Source organism: Streptomyces sp. NPDC002088 (genome assembly GCF_040296605.1).
Classification (GTDB): Bacteria; Actinomycetota; Actinomycetes; order Streptomycetales; family Streptomycetaceae; genus Streptomyces.
In genome coordinates this window covers 720167-736374 of sequence record NZ_JBEOXO010000001.1, presented here as the reverse complement: position 1 = coordinate 736374, position 16208 = coordinate 720167, and the positions used below count along the sequence as shown (strand labels likewise).

General features: G+C 69.6%; 12 protein-coding genes. 7 read left to right on the top strand and 5 right to left on the bottom strand.

From position 1 onward, the window contains the following. Positions 1-101: 101 nt before the first annotated feature. From ABT114_RS03440 to ABT114_RS03420, 5 genes are all read right to left on the bottom strand, one after another. Positions 102-914, bottom strand: a complete 813-nt coding sequence (locus ABT114_RS03440; protein WP_351138035.1) for an alpha/beta fold hydrolase — start codon at positions 912-914, stop codon at positions 102-104. A gap of 101 nt (positions 915-1015) precedes the next feature. Further along, a complete protein-coding gene (locus ABT114_RS03435; protein ID WP_351138033.1) occupies positions 1016-2266 on the bottom strand; it encodes an amidase family protein in 1251 nt (416 codons plus the stop codon). Beyond that, positions 2263-2529: a hypothetical protein gene (locus ABT114_RS03430; protein WP_351138031.1), complete on the bottom strand. Its 267-nt coding sequence runs from the start codon at positions 2527-2529 to the stop codon at positions 2263-2265. Before ABT114_RS03430 ends, ABT114_RS03435 begins: the two co-directional genes overlap by 4 nt. Before the next feature lie 14 nt (positions 2530-2543). Then, positions 2544-3014, bottom strand: a complete 471-nt coding sequence (locus ABT114_RS03425) for a flavin reductase (RefSeq protein ID WP_351138029.1) — start codon at positions 3012-3014, stop codon at positions 2544-2546. A gap of 166 nt (positions 3015-3180) precedes the next feature. Beyond that, positions 3181-4692 carry a PAS domain-containing sensor histidine kinase gene (locus tag ABT114_RS03420; RefSeq protein WP_351138027.1) on the bottom strand — a complete coding sequence of 504 codons (1512 nt, stop codon included), beginning with the start codon at positions 4690-4692 and terminating at the stop codon, positions 3181-3183. 157 nt (positions 4693-4849) lie between these two features. Here ABT114_RS03420 and ABT114_RS03415 point away from each other — a divergent pair, with 157 nt between their 5' ends. The 7 genes from ABT114_RS03415 to ABT114_RS03385 all read left to right on the top strand — a co-directional run bounded on the left by ABT114_RS03415 (position 4850) and on the right by ABT114_RS03385 (position 16194). After that, positions 4850-6019: an acyl-CoA dehydrogenase family protein gene (locus tag ABT114_RS03415; RefSeq protein WP_351138025.1), complete on the top strand. Its 1170-nt coding sequence runs from the start codon at positions 4850-4852 to the stop codon at positions 6017-6019. Next, positions 6016-7314, top strand: coding sequence for an aromatic ring-hydroxylating oxygenase subunit alpha (locus tag ABT114_RS03410; protein ID WP_351138023.1), 1299 nt, complete (start codon positions 6016-6018; stop codon positions 7312-7314). The genes ABT114_RS03415 and ABT114_RS03410 overlap by 4 nt, the downstream gene beginning before the upstream one ends. Continuing rightward, positions 7307-7828 carry an aromatic-ring-hydroxylating dioxygenase subunit beta gene (locus ABT114_RS03405; protein ID WP_351138021.1) on the top strand — a complete coding sequence of 174 codons (522 nt, stop codon included), beginning with the start codon at positions 7307-7309 and terminating at the stop codon, positions 7826-7828. Before ABT114_RS03410 ends, ABT114_RS03405 begins: the two co-directional genes overlap by 8 nt. Next, positions 7825-8778 carry a PDR/VanB family oxidoreductase gene (locus tag ABT114_RS03400; protein ID WP_351138019.1) on the top strand — a complete coding sequence of 318 codons (954 nt, stop codon included), beginning with the start codon at positions 7825-7827 and terminating at the stop codon, positions 8776-8778. Before ABT114_RS03405 ends, ABT114_RS03400 begins: the two co-directional genes overlap by 4 nt. Positions 8779-8933: 155 nt before the next feature. Further along, the gene (locus tag ABT114_RS03395) at positions 8934-10322 is read left to right on the top strand and encodes an MFS transporter (RefSeq protein ID WP_351138017.1); all 1389 of its coding nucleotides are present in this window, start codon (positions 8934-8936) and stop codon (positions 10320-10322) included. A 1027-nt stretch (positions 10323-11349) separates the two neighbouring features. Beyond that, complete coding sequence (locus ABT114_RS03390) at positions 11350-14922, top strand: amino acid adenylation domain-containing protein (RefSeq protein ID WP_351138015.1); 3573 nt, start codon at positions 11350-11352, stop codon at positions 14920-14922. Positions 14923-15063: 141 nt separating this feature from the next. Continuing rightward, a complete protein-coding gene (locus tag ABT114_RS03385) occupies positions 15064-16194 on the top strand; it encodes an adenine nucleotide alpha hydrolase family protein (protein ID WP_351138013.1) in 1131 nt (376 codons plus the stop codon). The last annotated feature ends 14 nt before the right edge of the window (positions 16195-16208 follow it).

Sequence of the window (16208 nt, the reverse complement as noted above, 5' to 3'; positions counted from 1 at the left end):
TCAGCGGACCGTGGAGGAGGCTGTTCGCTGTGGCCGTCCATTTCGTCCTTTCTTGCACCGTCGTGTTTCGCGAGCAGTGCCCGCTGCTCCGGCAGGCCACGTCAACCGCCGACGCGCTCCAGGAAGTCCAGCACCACCGTCGCTATTTCGGGCGCCTTCAGCTCCATGAGCGGGATCATGCCGCCTTCGACCTCGTACACCTCGACGGACTGTGCGTTGATGTACGCCTTGGCCACCTTCTCCGTGTGCGGGTAGGAAACCGAGTCTTCGGTCGCGGCCAGAAGGAGCACCGGCGCCGTGACCCTTTCGACCCGGTCCTCCATGACGTAGCGGGCGCAGGCCAGGTGGCCCTCTCGTGGATCGATGCCTGGAGCGAGCGTGTCCCGGATGCAACGGTTCAACAGGTCGGGCCGGTCCGCGGGGTAGAGGCACTGACGCGAGGCCCACAGCTGGAGGAGGTGGCTGCCGTCCCCCTGGGTCTGTGCCGTGTCGACCTTCGGATCGGTGTGGGTCGCACGGAACTCCGCGTCGGCGTACTGTGCCGCCGACAGGATCGCCGCAGTGACGCGGTCCGGTACCGAGGAAGCGATCTCGGAGGCGACGAACATGCCGGTGTGGTGCCCGAGGACGGCGAAGGCGCCCAGGTCCAACGCGTCGGCGAGCGCAAGCACCCCGGCCGCGTACTGCTCGATCGTCTGGGGCGCCGACGGCTTCGCGGACTGGCCGAAGCCGTACATGTCCATCGCGATCACGCGGCGTCTGCCGGCGAGCAACGGCTGCAGTTCGGCGAACTCGTCGAGGGAGCGCGGCGTCTGGTGCAGCAGGACGATCGGCTCTCCCTCTCCGGCTTCGGCGTAGTGCAACTGCCCGAGCGGTGTGTCGGCGTATCGGTAGCGGACGGTGATATCGGACATGGGGCTCCTTCCTCAGGGCAGGCTCGCGGTTTCTCAGGGCAGGCGCGCGGTCAGCCGGTCCATGTCCGGCCGGTGCGTGCGGCACGCGCCCCTCGGCGAGCTCAGGACAGTGCGCTCTCGATCCAGCCGCCCGTCGCGAGCAGGACGTCCTCGCCGCGCCACCGGCCGACCGTCTGGATGCCCAGCGGCAGACCCGCCGCGTTGCGCAGGCCGGGCACCGTCACCACCGGAAGTCCCAGAGCCTGCCAGGCCCTGCTCAGCGCGGGATCGCCGGTCGCCGACAGACCGGCCGGGGCCGCGCCGGGTGCGGCCGGACCGACGATGGCGTCGTACGACATCAGCAGGTCGGTGATACGGGCGGATGCGGCGGCGATGGTCCGCCGCGCGGTCGCGTAGTCGCCGTCCGCTGTCGCGGCGCCGGTGCGCAGGAGCTGTGCGAGCGGCTCACTCAGCCGGCCCGCCGCGGAGAGCTCCTCCGCGCGCTCCCGCGCCGCTTCGTAGGCCATCACCACGGGCTGGGCGGCCGTCACCTCGGCGACGAGCTGCTCCTCGGGGAAGTCATCGACCACGGCTCCCGCCTCGGTCAGCCGCTTGCGGACGGTCTCGACCGCCTCGCCCATGTCGTCGTCCACCACGCCGATCGGCTCCGCCGTCCACAGCAGGACTCTGCCCGGACGTGCCTTTTCGAGGGCGGCGGACGGGGTCGCGGTCAGTGCTGACCAGGCCACGGCCAGATCGGAGACGCCTGCCGCGTAGTAGCCGTGGCTGTCGAGGTTCGGGCTGAGGCCGACCACCCCGTCGACGGGGTACCGGCCATGGCTCATCACCAGCGACGCGACAGCGCAGTACGACGCCGGACGGGTGACCGAACCGGCCGTCTGCGAACCGACCGCGAGGGGGACCTGCCCGGCGGCGACGGCGGCGGCCGATCCGCTGGACGAGCCGCCGGGGGTGTGTCCGGGTACGGCCGGGTTGGTGGTCGGGCCCGGGGAGAAGTAGGCGAACTCGGTGGTGACGGTCTTCCCGGCGGGGACGGCGCCGGCGGCCCGCCAGGCGTTCACGATCGCCGCGTCCGCACCGGCAGCGGCGGCGTCGGCGCGCAACTGCGATCCGCAGCGCGTGGGGAAGCCCGCGACGTCGATGATGTCCTTCACACCGAGCGGCACCCCGCCCAGCGGTCCGGTCGCCGACGCGACGTCAGGTGCGGGGTCCTGGACCACCCAGGCCCGCACCTCCGGCTCGGTCTCACGGATCCGGGCCCGAGACCGCTCCAGCGCGGCCGCCGCGGTGGTGCGGCCGGTGGCGAGCTCTTCGACCAGCTCCCTCAGCGACCAGGGCTGCCACGGGCTCATGCTTCCTCCCAGGCCGCGTCGGCCTCCCAGTAGTCCATTCCGCCGGCGCTGACCCCGTGGCGCCACGGTGAGGTGCGGCGGAGCCTGGGCTCGATCTCGGCGGTGACCTCGTCGGCGGCGCCGGGGCCGTCGGCGGGTACGGACCAGTGGACCCAGTTGAGTTCTCGGCCGTCGGCGTCGTGGGTGAACAGGTCCACGTGGCGCCAGCCGTAGCCGAAGGTGTCGTTGTAACAGGTCAAGGTCATCCGGTTGTCGTCCGGCATGTGTGCCCTCGTCATCAGGCGCTCAGCGGCGCGTTGATCGGGTGGAACCGGCGCTGGAAGTAGACCAGGCCGCCACCGTTGTCGTCTCCGACGATCACCCGGTTCGCCTCGACGAACATCACCGAGTGGGAGCCGCGTGCGGTGATGCTGGTGATGCGGCCGACGATCGAGGCGGCAGACCCCTTGAGCACGGGCACGTCGGCGATCGAGTGGTCCCACACGTCACCGGAGACGGAGAACCGCTGGTCGGCCGGCGTGCCGCCCGCGAAGGCCAGGGCCACCTCCTGGTGCTCCGGGGCGAGCACGTTGATGCACAGGCGCTCGTTCGCCTTGAGGATGTCGTGGATGTAAGTGGACTGGTTGATGCACACCAGCATGGTCGGCGGCGTGTCGGTGACGGAGCAGGCCGCGCTCACAGTGATGCCCGCGCGGCCACGGGGCCCGTCCGTGGTGACGACGTTGACACCCGCGGAGAGATTCGCCATCGCTGCGCGGAACTGCCGTTGCGTCGGGGTCGGTTGGGTGGTGCTCCTAGCCACTGTTCCTCCTAACGGGACCGGGGCACCCGAGCGAACCCGGGTACTGCGACGTTAGGGCGGAGCGGCCTTGCCGGGATATCAAGAGTTCCTCTGCCGTCGCTGAGGATTTCCCCTACGCCTCGGGGACGAGAGGCAGCGTGAAACCGAAGACGGAGCCGCCTTTCTCGCGATGTTCACTCCAGATGCTGCCGTGTTGGCGGGTGATGATCCGGTGGCTGAGCGCGAGCCCGATCCCGCTGCCGTGCGCCTTCCCGCTGAAGGACTCCGTGAACGGGTCGCGGCGCAGGCCCCGCCCCCGGTCGGCGACCGTGAGCACACCGTCGTCCGCACCCTTCTCCGTCACGAGCAGCACCTGTCGGGTCGCAGGCTCGCACTCCGCCATCTCGTCGATCGCGTTGAAGCAGAGATTGAGGACGACCTGGCCGGTGAGGACGCGCTCGCAGCGGACGGGCACGGTCTCCTCCGACAGGCCGAGCTCGATGCGCACGCCGACGGGTTCGGCCCGCAGCCGGATGAAGGGAAGGCACTCCCGGACGATGTCGTTGAGGTCGACGACCTGCTCGACGTGCTCCAGGTGGCCGACGAACGCCCGCAGGGTGTTGACGATCGTCGCCGCCCGGTCGATCTGCCGGCTCGCGCTCTCCAGGCCGTACTCCATCTGGGCGCCGAGCTGCCCGTCGAGTTCGCCGCTTGCCCGCAGGGCACCGGTACGGGCACGTATACCGGCGAGGAAGTTACCCGCTGCGGCGAGTGGCTGGCCCAGTTCGTGGGCGATGGCCATCGCCATGTCACCCATCGCGTTGTACCGGGCCAGATAGTTCTCGCGGTGCTGCTCCAGCTCACGCAGCGCCTCGTCGCGGACCCGGCCGGACACGTCGTGCAGGATCATCAGGTAGACGTCGGCCGCCGGCTGCGGCAGCCGCTCGACGCTTCCCTCCAGCCACACCGGCTGCGCGTCGGGCTGGGCGACCTCCAGGCGCACCGGGAGGATCGGGACGGCTCCCGCCACGATGTCGTCCCACGTCGCCGGCCCGGCGCCGGTGCGGATCACGGCGAACGCCGTCAGGCGGTGTCTGACCGGGGATCCCCGGTGGCCGGTGAGGCCGAGGTAGCCGAGTGCCGTGTCGGTGGCCGACACGATCACACCGGACGCGTCCAGCATGAAGGCGACGGTCGAGGTGTGGCGCGTGAGCGTCTCGACGTACGACTCGGCGAGCCGCTGCTCCGCGTCGGTCCGCTGCTCACGCTCGATGTCCCGGTACTGCACCATCACCGCAGGACCCCGCGCCAGCTCGACGCGGACCGCGAAGGCGTCGGTGGGGATGACACGGCCGGACCTGGATCGCAGGTGCCACTCGACCCGGCTGGCGCCGTGGTCGATCGCCTCCTGCAGCATGGCCCGCGCGACGACCCGGTCGTACTGCCGCGCCGCGCTGCTGATGTGGTTGGCGCGAAGGTGGATCATCTCGTCGAGGCTGAACTCCAGCAGCGCGCAGGCGGCCGGGTTCGCCCAGAGAATCTCCTTGGTCTGCGCGTCATGGAGCAGGACGCAGATGTCCGAGGCGCTCATCATCGCGACGAAGTCGGAGTCGGCCAGCTCCGGTGCCCTCGAGTCGACGTTCATGGGGGTCAGCGTAGGTCGGCCCGCTCCCCCGCCGCATCGGGGTCTACCTGCGGCCGCCTGAAGAAATCCCCTACGCCCGGCGAAGTCATTACCAATTGGCTGACTCCCGGCGGCTCCTTAGCGTCGTGGGCACCGACCACAGAGGAGCACAGCAACCATGCCACAGACGTCGGCCCCCGTGACCTGGGAGTCGGTACTCGCCGAACTGGCCGAGCGCCGCGGCGAGTTCCACGCCCAAGGCTACGTGCCGCGCGACTTCGTCGAGAAGCTCATGGCGCTCGGCGTCTACCGCGCCTCGGCCCCCGAGCGGTTCGGCGGCGAACCACTGCCCCCGGCGGAGTTCATCCAGATCGTCGAGCGGGTCGCCAAGGTCGACGGCTCCACGGGCTGGGTGGTCGCCTTCGGCTCCGCCCTCACCTACTTCGGGTCGCTGCCGCTGGAGACCCAGGCCGAGATCTACAAGAACGGCCCCGACGTCGTCTACGCCGGCGGCCTCTTCCCCGTCCAGCCGGCCACACCGACCGACCGCGGCTATCTGATCGACGGCCACTGGAAGTTCGCCAGCGGTTGCATGGGCGCGGAGCTCATCGGTGTCGGCATCCCCGGTGACGACGACAGCGGCAAGCCTCGGGCCGCGCTGCTGCGGCCGGAACAGGTCGAGATCGTCCAGGACTGGGACGTCACCGGTATGCGGGCCTCGGGCTCTTTCGACGTCGTGGTCCGCGGCATCGAGGTGCCGCGGGAGTGGACCTTCATCCGAGGCGGCACGTCCAACATCGACGAGCCGCTCTACCGTTACCCTCTCATCGGCTTCCAGGCCCAGGTCCACTCGGCCGTCGGCCTCGGTGTCGCCCAGGCAGCCCTCGCGTTCGTCCAGCAGGCCGGCGCCCGCACCGGCATCACCGGCGCGCCGCCGCTCGCCGCCCGCGCGTACTACCGCACCACGTTCGCCAAGGCGTACGCCGCCCTGAACTCCGCGCGAGCCTTCTACCTCGACGTCGCCGACGAGGTGTGGCAGACCGTCCTGAAGGGCGACGAGGCGAGCCCCGGGCAACTGGCCCGCATCCGGCTGTCCTCGGCGAACATCGCCGACGTCTCGGCCCAGGTCGTACACGACCTCTGCGCGATCTCCGGGGCCGGGATCATCAACAACAGCCACCCCCTGCAAGTACTGCGTCAGGACGCCCAGGTCCCGCAACTCCACGCGACCCTCGGCCAGGCCATGTACGACGGCGCCGGTGCGGTTCTCATGGGGCAGCCGCCCACCATCCCGGGCTTCCTGCGAGCCGCTCCCTTCCCCTCGATCCTGGAGGAAACACTTCGATGACTGCTGAGTTCACCGCGGAGAACGTCTACGACCTCGCGCCGCCCGATCTGGTTCTCGAGGACCGGGTGGCGGGCCGGATGTACACCGATCCGGAGCTCTTCGAGCTGGAGATGACGAAGATCTTCGAGCGGACCTGGGTGTGGGTGGCGCACGAGAGCGAGCTGCCGAAGGCCGGCAGCTTCAAGTCGACGTACGTAGGCCGCCAGCCGGTCATCGTGGCCAAGGACCGCAAGGGCAACGTCAACACCCTCCTCAACCGCTGCCGCCACCGCGGAGCGAGCCTCTGCGAGAAGAGGACAGGCCAGGTCAACGGGTTCACCTGCCCTTACCACGCCTGGTCCTACGGCCTCGACGGCAAGCTTCGCGGCATCCCGTACCCGGAGGGCTACGAGGGCGTCATGGAGAAGGGCGACATGGGGCTGAGGAAGCTCCGCACTGAGTCCTACGGCGGCATGATCTTCGCGACCTTCGACGACGGCATCGAACCGCTGGAGGACTTCCTCGGCGATGTGAAGCTGTGGCTCGACCGGTTCATGAAGCAGGGCGGCGGCTATCCGCTCAAGGTCCTGGGCACCCACCAGTTCAAGTTCCGGGGCAACTGGAAGATCCAGCTCGAGAACACCACGGACGGCTACCACTTCCCGATCGTGCACCGTTCCTGGATGGCGTCGGTGGACTCCGAGACCGCGGACATGATGTCGTTCATGACCGACCCGACGGCGACCACCCACAATCTGGGCAACGGGCACAGCGTCATGCAGATGGTGCCCGAGCACTCCGACCTCGACGCCGACGACGGCACCGAGCCGCTGCAGCCGCGCTTCGCGGGCCTGGTCGCCGAACTCGGCTCGGCCGGTCTCGACGACGCGGCGGTCCGCAAGCTGGTCCGCGCCATGCACGGCACCGGCTTCAACCTGAACCTGTTCCCGAACGTGTCGATGTCGAACTCGTTCCTGCGCGTGCTGCGCCCGATCTCGGTCGACGAGACCCTCATCGAACACGTCGCCCTGGGGCCGGCCGGCCCCGCCGAGATCGTGGACCCGGTCAACCGGGAACGGCTGCGCATCCACGAGCACTTCCAGGGCCCGTTCGGGTTCGGCACCCCCGACGACGCCGAGGGCTGGGACCGGGTCCAGCGAGGAGCCCAGGCGGCACCCGAGATGCCGATCATGGTCAACCGCGGTCTGGCCCGCGAGACCAAGAGCCCGGAGGGCTGGGTGACCTCCCACGTCACCGACGAGAGCGGTATGCGCACGGCCTACACCAAGTGGAAGCAGATGATGAGCGATGACTGAGACCCTCGAGACCCCCGCGAAGCGCCTGGGCCTCCTGCTGGCCGACCCCCGCGTGATCCGCGCGATCGAACTGGTCTGGCACGAGGCCGACCTGCTCGACCGCAAGGAGTACGACACCTGGCAGGGCCTGTACGCCGAGGACGGCCACTACGTCATCCCGATCGATCCGGAGACCGAGGACTTCGCGAACACCCTCAACATGGTCTACGACGACGCCCGGATGCGGCAGATGCGTGTCACGCGGATGACCGAGGGCTACGCCATCGCCGCGGTCGACTCCGCCCGCACCGTGCGCACCGTGTCCCGTTTCGTCGTGGAACAGGTCGCGGACGAGAAGGTCGTGCTGCGCTCCTCGCAGGTCCTCGTCGCCTACAAGCGTGGCCATCACGACCTGTGGGCCGCCGAGGTCACCCACACGATCCGGCTCTCGGAGACCGGCGACAGGATCGCCCTCAAGGTCGTCCGGCTGGTCGACGGCGAGGACGCCGTCCCGGCGGCAGGGTTCCTGCTGTGAGTCTGGGTGTCCGGGTCGCCGAGGTCACCGAGGTGACCCCGCAGATCCGCACCCTCCGGCTGATCCGTGAGGACGGGGCGGCGTTCGCCCCGTACGAGGCCGGTGCGCACATCGACGTGACCGGACCGACCGGCGTGCTGCGCCAGTACTCCCTGTGCAGTCCCCCGGACGAACCCTCGTCGCTGCTGATCGCGGTGAAGCGGGAGCCGGACTCCCGTGGCGGCTCGGCCGCGCTGCACGAGGTGAGCGCGGGCGACCGCGTCGAGATCGGAGAGCCCCGCAACCTGCTCTCGCTGGCCGCGGGCGCGGACCGGCACATCCTGGTGGCCGGAGGCATCGGCATCACCCCGCTGCTGAGCATGGCCTACGAACTGCACGCCCGGAGCTCGGACTTCGAGCTGCACTACTTCGCCCGCTCGCGGGAGGATGCGGCGTTCGTCGACCTTCTGGAGAGACGGGCCGAGTTCCGCGACCGGGTCCGCCTCCGCTTCGGCGTACCCCGCGCGGACCAGCCGGCGCTGCTGGCCGGGGTGGCGCAGGGACTGACACCGGTCAGCCACGTCTACACCTGTGGCCCGCAGGGCTTCATGGACCAGGTCACCTCCGTCTTCGCGGCCGTGGTCGGTGCGGAACACGTCCACGTGGAGCACTTCGTCGCCACCGAGGTCGACACCAGCGGTGACCGGCCCTTCACCGTCGAACTCGACACCGGCGAGGTCTTCGAGGTCCCGGTCGGCAAGTCGATCCTCGCGGTCCTTGAGGAGAACGGTCTGGAGGTCTTCAAGTCCTGCGAGGAGGGTATCTGCGGCTCGTGCGTCTCCGGAGTCCTCGACGGGACTCCGGACCACCGCGACCACTGCCTCTCCGTCGCTGACAAGGCCTCCGGCACCCAGATCGCCCTGTGTGTGTCGCGGGCCCTGTCCGAAAAGCTGGTCGTCGAGCTGTACTGACGCCCCCTCTCCTTCAGGCGACCGTGTCAGTCGATCACGCCGCATGTCCGTCGTCATACCGCCGCCACGGGCCCAGTGCGCGGATGGCCGGGCTGCCTTCGCAGCCCGGCCATCCGCGTACCGGTCATCGCCCGTCTCTGATCCAAGGACATCTCATGGCTTCAACTCGGGACACCACTCGCTCTTCGACCATGCTCAGGCTCGGCATGGCAGCCGGTGTCGGCACATCGCTGGAACTCTACGACTTCACCATCTACGGCACCGCCGCCGCGCTCGTCTTCGGGGAGGTCTTCTTCAAGACCGACGACGCCTGGTTCGGCACCTTCATGAGCCTCGCCACCTTCGCCATCGGTTTCCTGATGGCGCCGATCGGTGCCGCGATCTTCGGGGCGATCGGTGACCGCCGAGGGCGCCGGGTCGCGCTCTTCGCGGCGTTCGTCCTGATGGGGCTGGCGACGCTGGGCATGGGCGTCCTGCCGTCATATGCCTCCGTCGGCATCGCCGCTCCCATCCTGCTCGTCCTGTTGAGGCTGTGTCACGGGGCGGCACGCGGCGGGGAGAACTCCGGCGCCGCGGTCTTCGCGATCGAGCACGCGCCCGAGAGCCGCCGGGGCTTCTACGGATCCTTCGTCGCGATCGGCTCTCCGATCGGCACGATCCTCGCCAACCTGGCCTTCACCCTGGTACTGCTCCTGCCGGACGACTCCGTGACCAGCTGGGGCTGGCGCATCCCCTTCCTGGTGGGCGGTCTGGTCATGGTCGTCGGACTGTGGATCCGTCAGGGGGTCGCGGAGAGCCCCGTCTTCGAGGAGATGGCAGCCGGCAAAGAAGGCGAGGGGAAACAGGACAGCGCCGCGCAGATGCCTCTGTTTGCGGTGCTCAAGACCAACTGGCGCCGCGTCGCGCTGACCGCCGGCGTCAACATCGGCCTCAACGCCACGACCTTCGCCCTGGTCACCTTCATGCTCTCCTACGCCACCGCGGACGCTCCCGAGGGCCTCGGCCTGCCGCGTCAGCCGATCGTCAACGGCAGCCTCGTCGCGCTGGCCTGCCACGCCCTGGTGAACGTGGGCGCCGCCTGGGTGTCCGACCGCATCGGCCGCAAGCCGGTCATGATCACCGGTGCGGCACTGTCCGTCGTCGCCGTGCTCGTCATGTTCCACATCACCTCGGCGGGCACCGTCGCCGCCGTCAACACTGCCGTCATCACCGGCTTCTGCACCACAGGCCTCCTGTTCGGCCCCCTGTACACCTTCTTCGCCGAGCTCTACCCCGGTGAGCAGCGCCAGTCCGGCCTCGGGGTCGGCTTCCATGTCGGCGCCGTTCTCGGGGGAGGGATCTCGCCGCTGATCGCGAACAGGATCATCGCCGCGACAGGCAACGCACTCAACATCGGTTACTACTTGGCAGCCCTGCTGGTCATCTCCCTGATCTGCCTGTTCCGCCTCCCCGAGACAGCACCCGCCCGGGCACACAAGCGCCTGGCTCAGGCGCCCTCCGACCCTGTCCCGGCCGTCGCCGACAGGGTGGATGTGACACGGTGACGCTGCCGGCCGGTGCGGCTGACTCAGCGACCGGCTGACATCGCGACTGTCCTGTCGGGGATGTGTCGGCTCGCCGACCGAGGGCTCGCCCCCGCGCGCCGTTCACGGCCCGACGGCATACGCCTGCGACCAGTTGGGCGGAGAGGAACGCCCGATCGGGCGGCGCCGTGCCGGCTCCTGCCTGCGGTAGTGGCACAGCAGCCATTGCGCCCAGGTCCTTCCTCTCCAGATCAGCCCGGGCGGCTCGACCCCGGTCTGCGGCTCTCGCCGAGTCGCCGGCCGGGGTCCAGTCGTAACGAGAGGTCACGTGGCCGCCTGAAGGATGAGCCGGCCCTGCCTACTTGAGGAGGAGGGTGACGGCTCGATTGTGTTCTTGCGACCCGCCGCTTGCAGGAAGGCCGTACCGGCTGGGCGGTCTGCCTGTTCGACCGGATGTCCCACGAACCCAGCGAGCGTGCGTGGGGGCAGTACTCGGCGTCAGCGAACGACGGCGTGAACGGGACCACGGAATTCCGGCCGAAATTCCGACCCGAATCCCGAATCCCGAATCCTGGAGGGTTATTCGCCCATTCACGGATGACGGGCCGACCAAGGGGCGCGATGCCGTAATCCACGAGGGGCTTGCTGCCCAACGCACTCGCAGCATAAACCGCGATATCGGAAATAACGATTCGCCAGACAGGATGCCTTGCGAAATGTAAATCCTACTTCATGATTTACTGGAACCCCTTGACTCTCCGTGCACATCCCGAGACCATGGGTGACGAACCGGCTGCGATCGGTGAGGAATTACCCGGTTTCGGGTCACCGTCCGTAGCGCCACCACAGGGCGTACTCATGACGCCCCGGCAGAGACGGGTGTGGACGCGTTCAGTCTGACACCTTCTCAGAAATTCACTGGTTTCCGTGGTCGCGGAACTCAATTGCCGAATTCACTGCCGTTCTTCAATCGAATTCGGCTGGGAAATTCACTGGGGTGGGGATGAAATATGCCGGGCGGTACACCTCCGCAGGAAAGGTGCGGGACGTGCCGCGTCGTACGTTCAGTTGTTTTCTGATCGGCGAGAACTCGATGGTCGCCGCGTGCGCCGAGCTGCTGGTGGAGCGCGGCCACCGGGTGCTCGGCGTCGTCACCTCCGATGACAGCGTCCGGGAGTGGGCCGAGCGCGATGGCCTGCCCGCGACCGGCTTCGGCCCGGATCTGGCCTCGCGTGTGGCCGCCGCGGGGCCGTTCGACTACCTCTTCAGCATCGCCAATCTGCGCATGCTCCCGGAACAAGTACTCGCCCTGCCAAGGAAGTTGGCGATCAACTTCCACGACGGCCCCCTTCCCCGGCACGCCGGACTCCATGCGACAACGTGGGCGATCCGCGAACGGGCGACCTCCCACGGCATCACCTGGCACGTCATGACCGCCCGGGCCGACACCGGCGACATCCTCCTGCAGCGGCCGGTCCCGGTGAGCGAGGAGGACACCAGCCACACGCTCAACGTCACGTGCTTCGAGGCGGGTGTCGAGTCCTTCGGCGAGTTGATCGACGCCCTGGCCGAGGGGCGGGCCGAGCGGCGGCCCCAGGACCTGTCCCGATTCACCTACCACGGCCGCTTCGACCGGCCGGTGGGCGGCGGGTTCCTCTCCTGGGAGCGGCCCGCACGCGAACTGGACGCCGCCGTGCGTGCCACCGACTTCGGGCCGCACCCCAACGCCTTCGGCACCGCCAAGGCCGCACTCCCCGCGGGACCGGTCGTGGTGCGCGGCCTCGAGGTGCTGCCGACGGGCTCGGGGCGGCCCCCCGGGACCGTGGTGGAGGCGGGCGGCGACGGCGTCGTGGTCACGACTACCGATCACGACGTCCGCCTGACCGGGCTCGCCTCTTCCCGGGGCGAACCGCTCACCGCCTCGGACCTGGCCGACCTCGGCTGTCTGCCGGGGTGCCGACTGCCCGCGGCCGATCCGGTGCTGCTCGACGCGGCGACCGGAGCCGAGGCGGCCCGGCTGCGGGCCGAACCGTTCTGGGTACGACGCCTCACTGATCTCTTACCCGCCGACCTGCCGTACCCCGACACATCGTCGGCCCGCGCGGTCGTCCCGCGCACCGCGTACCGGATCGCCCTCCCCGACCAGGTGGAGCACGCGGCGGCAACCGCCGGGCTGGGCCGTCAGCAGTGGCTGCTCACCGCTTTCCTGGCCTTCCTCGCCCGCATCGGGGTGGAGACCGGGACCGATGTACATCTGCGCCTCCCGGACGGGAAGACCGGGCATCCCGCGGTCGAGGCGCTGTACAGCGCATACGCTCCGCTGCGCCTCCCGGACCCGGAGGGGCGCACCATGGCCGACCTCGGTGCGGAGGTGGGGCGGCGACTGGCCGAGGCGACCCGGCGCGGTCGGTACCCGCACGACCTGTGGATCCGGTACCCGCGGCTGCGGGACCGCCGGCCGGCGCAGCCGGGGCTGCCCATCGCCGTCGAGTTCGTCCGGGACACCGCAGGCCCCGCCGCGCCGCCCGATGGCACGGCACTGCTGATCCGCATCCCGCTCGGCGACGGGCCGTGCCAGTGGGTGGTCGCCGAGGGCGCGTTCAGCCAGGGCACGGCAGGACCGACCGCGGAGTACGCCGCCGCGTTCCTGCGGGCCGCCGCGGCGGCGGGTGATCGCGAGGTGACCGCGATCGAGCTGGGCGGACAGCAGGCGCGACGGGTGGTCGCGGCGGCCAACGACACTGCCGCCGACTTCCCGTTGCACTGTTGCGTCCACCAGTTGGTCGCCCGGCAGGCCGCGGCGCGCCCCGACGCCCCGGCAGTGATCTTCGGGGACACAGCCCTGGGCTTCGGCGAGCTCGACCGCCGGTCGTCGCTGCTCGCCGGTCATCTGCGCGCGCGGGGCATCGGGCCCGGCCGGATGGTCGGGGTGTACCTGAAGCGTTCCGCCGACCTCGTGGTGGCGCTGCTGGCCGTGATGAAATCCGGTGCCGCGTATGTGCCGTTGGACCCCGTCTACCCGCTCGACCGCATCGCCTACATCATCGGGGATACCGCACTGGGCCTGCTGGTCACCGAGTCGGACCTGGCCGGCGAACTGCCCCCCGGTGGCGCCGACGTCCTCGTCCTCGACCGGGCGTGGCCCGAAGCGCTCGCGGGCACCCCGGAGCCAGGGGCGGACGTCGACTCCACCACGGACGCCTACGTCATCTACACCTCCGGCTCCACCGGACGCCCCAAGGGCGTGCGGGTGAGCCACCGGGCGCTGACCAACTTCGTGTGCGCAATGGCGCGCGAGCCCGGCTTCACCGAACGGGACCGGCTGCTCGCGGTCACCACGGTCTGCTTCGACATCGCGGGCCTGGAGCTGTACGTGCCGTTGGTCACCGGAGGGCGCGTCGAACTGGCGTCGGCCGAGACCGCGGCGGACGGCTTCCTCCTGCGCAAGCTGCTGGAGGCGAGCCGGCCCACCGTCATGCAGGCCACCCCCGCCACCTGGCGGATGCTCCTCGACGCCGGGTGGCGCGGCCGGCCCGGCGGCGAGGTGCTGCGGATGCTCTGTGGCGGCGAGCCACTGCCGGCCGATCTCGCCGACGCGCTCCTGGCCCGGGGCACGCGGCTGTCGAACATGTACGGGCCCACGGAGACCACGATCTGGTCCTCGGTGGCCGAGGTGACCTCGGCCCGCCGGATCACCATCGGCCGACCGATCGCCAACACCCGGTTCCACGTGCTGGACCGGTGGCGCCGGCCACTGCCACCCGGCCTGCCGGGGGAGCTGTACATCGGCGGCGCCGGGGTCGCCTCGGGATACCTGAACCGGCCGGAACTCACCGCCGAGCGCTTCGTACCCGACACCCTCGGCCCGGACGGCGGGGCGCTGTACCGTACGGGGGATCTCGTCCGCCAACTCCCCGACGGGCAGCTGGAATGCCTCGGCCGCGTCGACGACCAGGTCAAACTGCACGGCTACCGGATCGAGCCCGGTGAGATCGAGGCCGTGCTTCGCGGCCACCCGGCGGTGGCCGAGGCCGTGGTCGTCGTCCGCGAGGACGCACCGGGGGACCGGCGGCTCGTGGGCTACGTCGTACCACGCGAACCCGGGGTCGCGGCGGGCCTGTTGCGGGCGCACCTGGCCGCCCTGCTCCCCAGCTACATGATCCCCGCCGCTTTCGTCGAACTCGGCCGGCTGCCGCTCACCGCCAACGGCAAGACCGACCGCAGGGCACTCCCCCGACCATCCTGTCCTGCCGGATCCGACGGGCCGGACGGGGACGCCGGCGACCGCGCCCAACGTGCCGTCGCCGAGATCTGGCGGGAGGTGCTACGGCTGGACCGGGTGGGCATGGACGACAACTTCTTCGAGGTGGGCGGCGATTCACTGCTGCTGATGCGCGTCATGGCCCGCCTGAAGGACCTGAAGGACATCTGCCCGCGGCCGCCGACCCGGGTGGAGATGTTCCGGTACCCGACCGTCCGCTCGCTCGCCCGGCACCTGGCGGGTACGGACGGCCCACCGGGACCGGTCGAGGCGTCACGGGGAAGGTCGGGGCGAGGCGCGCTGGGCGAGCTGCGCGGGCACCGCCGAGGACAGCCGGTGCATCGCCCGGCCGTCGGCTGAGGCTCTCGGGCGGGCCGGACGACAGGGCTCGGGCGACCTGGCGGACGACGCCCGAGCCGCCGGCCGACAGATCGTCCGGATCACCGCAGAGTCCCACGGCCGCGCGCACCTACCGGACCCGGACCACACGAGGAGGATTCCATGCGCATGTGCACCATCTGTGCCCTGAAGGACGGCCATCCCGGTATCACGCTGGGCGACGACGGGGTGTGCAGCCTGTGCAAGCTGGACATCGCCGGCGACCTGGTGGAGAACTTCGCCTACACCAAGAGGGTCTTCGAGGAGTTCACCCGCAGCGGTCCCAACCCGCACGGGGAGCACGACTGCCTGTTCATGTACAGCGGCGGCAAGGACAGCACCTACATGCTGGACAAGTTCGTCAACGAGTACGGCAAACGCGTGCTCTCCTACACCTTCGACGTGCCCTTCGAGAGCGCGCACGCCGCCGACAACATCCGACTCGCCCGGGAGCGGATCCCGGCGACCTTCGTCCTGGACTCGGACGACGACACCATCAAGAAGATGATGCGGGAGGTCTTCAACCGGCCGGCCGCGAAACCCGGCAAGTATCTGGACGAGAAGCTGCCGTGCGTCTCGTGCCGGTCCTTCTTCGTCATCCGCGCGATCCTCTACGCATTCCGGCACAAGATCCCGTACATCGCCCTGTGCGCCGATCCGCAGCAGATCCTCACCATGGAGTCCGACGCGCGTGAGGTGATCCGGGGGTTCTACCGGGCCTTCGGGGCGCGGCTGACGGACGAGTTCTTCCGAGGCGAGGTCGAGCAGCTGCTCTTCGCCGATGAGGCCGACATCCCGAAGATCGTCTTCCCGTTCATCGCCATGCGCTACGCCTACGACCCGGATCGCATCGTCGCGGAACTGAAGGCCAAGGGGCTGTACGCCTCCTCGCCGATGGAGACGCACTGCACGCTCTTCCCGCTGCTCAACTACTACGCGTTCAAGAATTGGGACTGCATGTTCTACAAGCTCAACGCGGCCACTCAGCGGCGCGCGGTGCACCGTGACGAGACCTACGACCGCTCCACCTTCAGCATCGCCTTCCCACCCGGTGCCGATCTCCCGCGGATCGAGGAGCGGATGAAACGCGTCGTGATGGAGATCGCGGAGGGCCGGGGAGACCCCACCGAGCACGAGCGTGAACTGATCGGGATCTTTCGGGAGTTGGAGGCTCCCGAGGAGGCCGCACGGTTCGTTGCACACGAATTCCTCGGCATGCGGGACGTCGCCGCCGAGCTGGACATCGCGCTCTAGGGCCGTTGGGGGAG

Excerpts from the sequence above, each read along its gene's own strand:
- ABT114_RS03395 (WP_351138017.1), top strand. The coding sequence starts at position 8,934 with ATGGCTTCAACTCGGGACACCACTCGCTCTTCGACCATGCTCAGGCTC.
- ABT114_RS03430 (WP_351138031.1), bottom strand. The coding sequence starts at position 2,529 with ATGCCGGACGACAACCGGATGACCTTGACCTGTTACAACGACACCTTC.
- ABT114_RS03385 (WP_351138013.1), top strand. The coding sequence starts at position 15,064 with ATGCGCATGTGCACCATCTGTGCCCTGAAGGACGGCCATCCCGGTATC.
- ABT114_RS03415 (WP_351138025.1), top strand. The coding sequence starts at position 4,850 with ATGCCACAGACGTCGGCCCCCGTGACCTGGGAGTCGGTACTCGCCGAA.
- ABT114_RS03440 (WP_351138035.1), bottom strand. The coding sequence starts at position 914 with ATGTCCGATATCACCGTCCGCTACCGATACGCCGACACACCGCTCGGG.
- ABT114_RS03435 (WP_351138033.1), bottom strand. The coding sequence starts at position 2,266 with ATGAGCCCGTGGCAGCCCTGGTCGCTGAGGGAGCTGGTCGAAGAGCTC.
- ABT114_RS03410 (WP_351138023.1), top strand. The coding sequence starts at position 6,016 with ATGACTGCTGAGTTCACCGCGGAGAACGTCTACGACCTCGCGCCGCCC.
- ABT114_RS03425 (WP_351138029.1), bottom strand. The coding sequence starts at position 3,014 with ATGGCGAATCTCTCCGCGGGTGTCAACGTCGTCACCACGGACGGGCCC.
- ABT114_RS03420 (WP_351138027.1), bottom strand. The coding sequence starts at position 4,692 with ATGAACGTCGACTCGAGGGCACCGGAGCTGGCCGACTCCGACTTCGTC.
- ABT114_RS03405 (WP_351138021.1), top strand. The coding sequence starts at position 7,307 with ATGACTGAGACCCTCGAGACCCCCGCGAAGCGCCTGGGCCTCCTGCTG.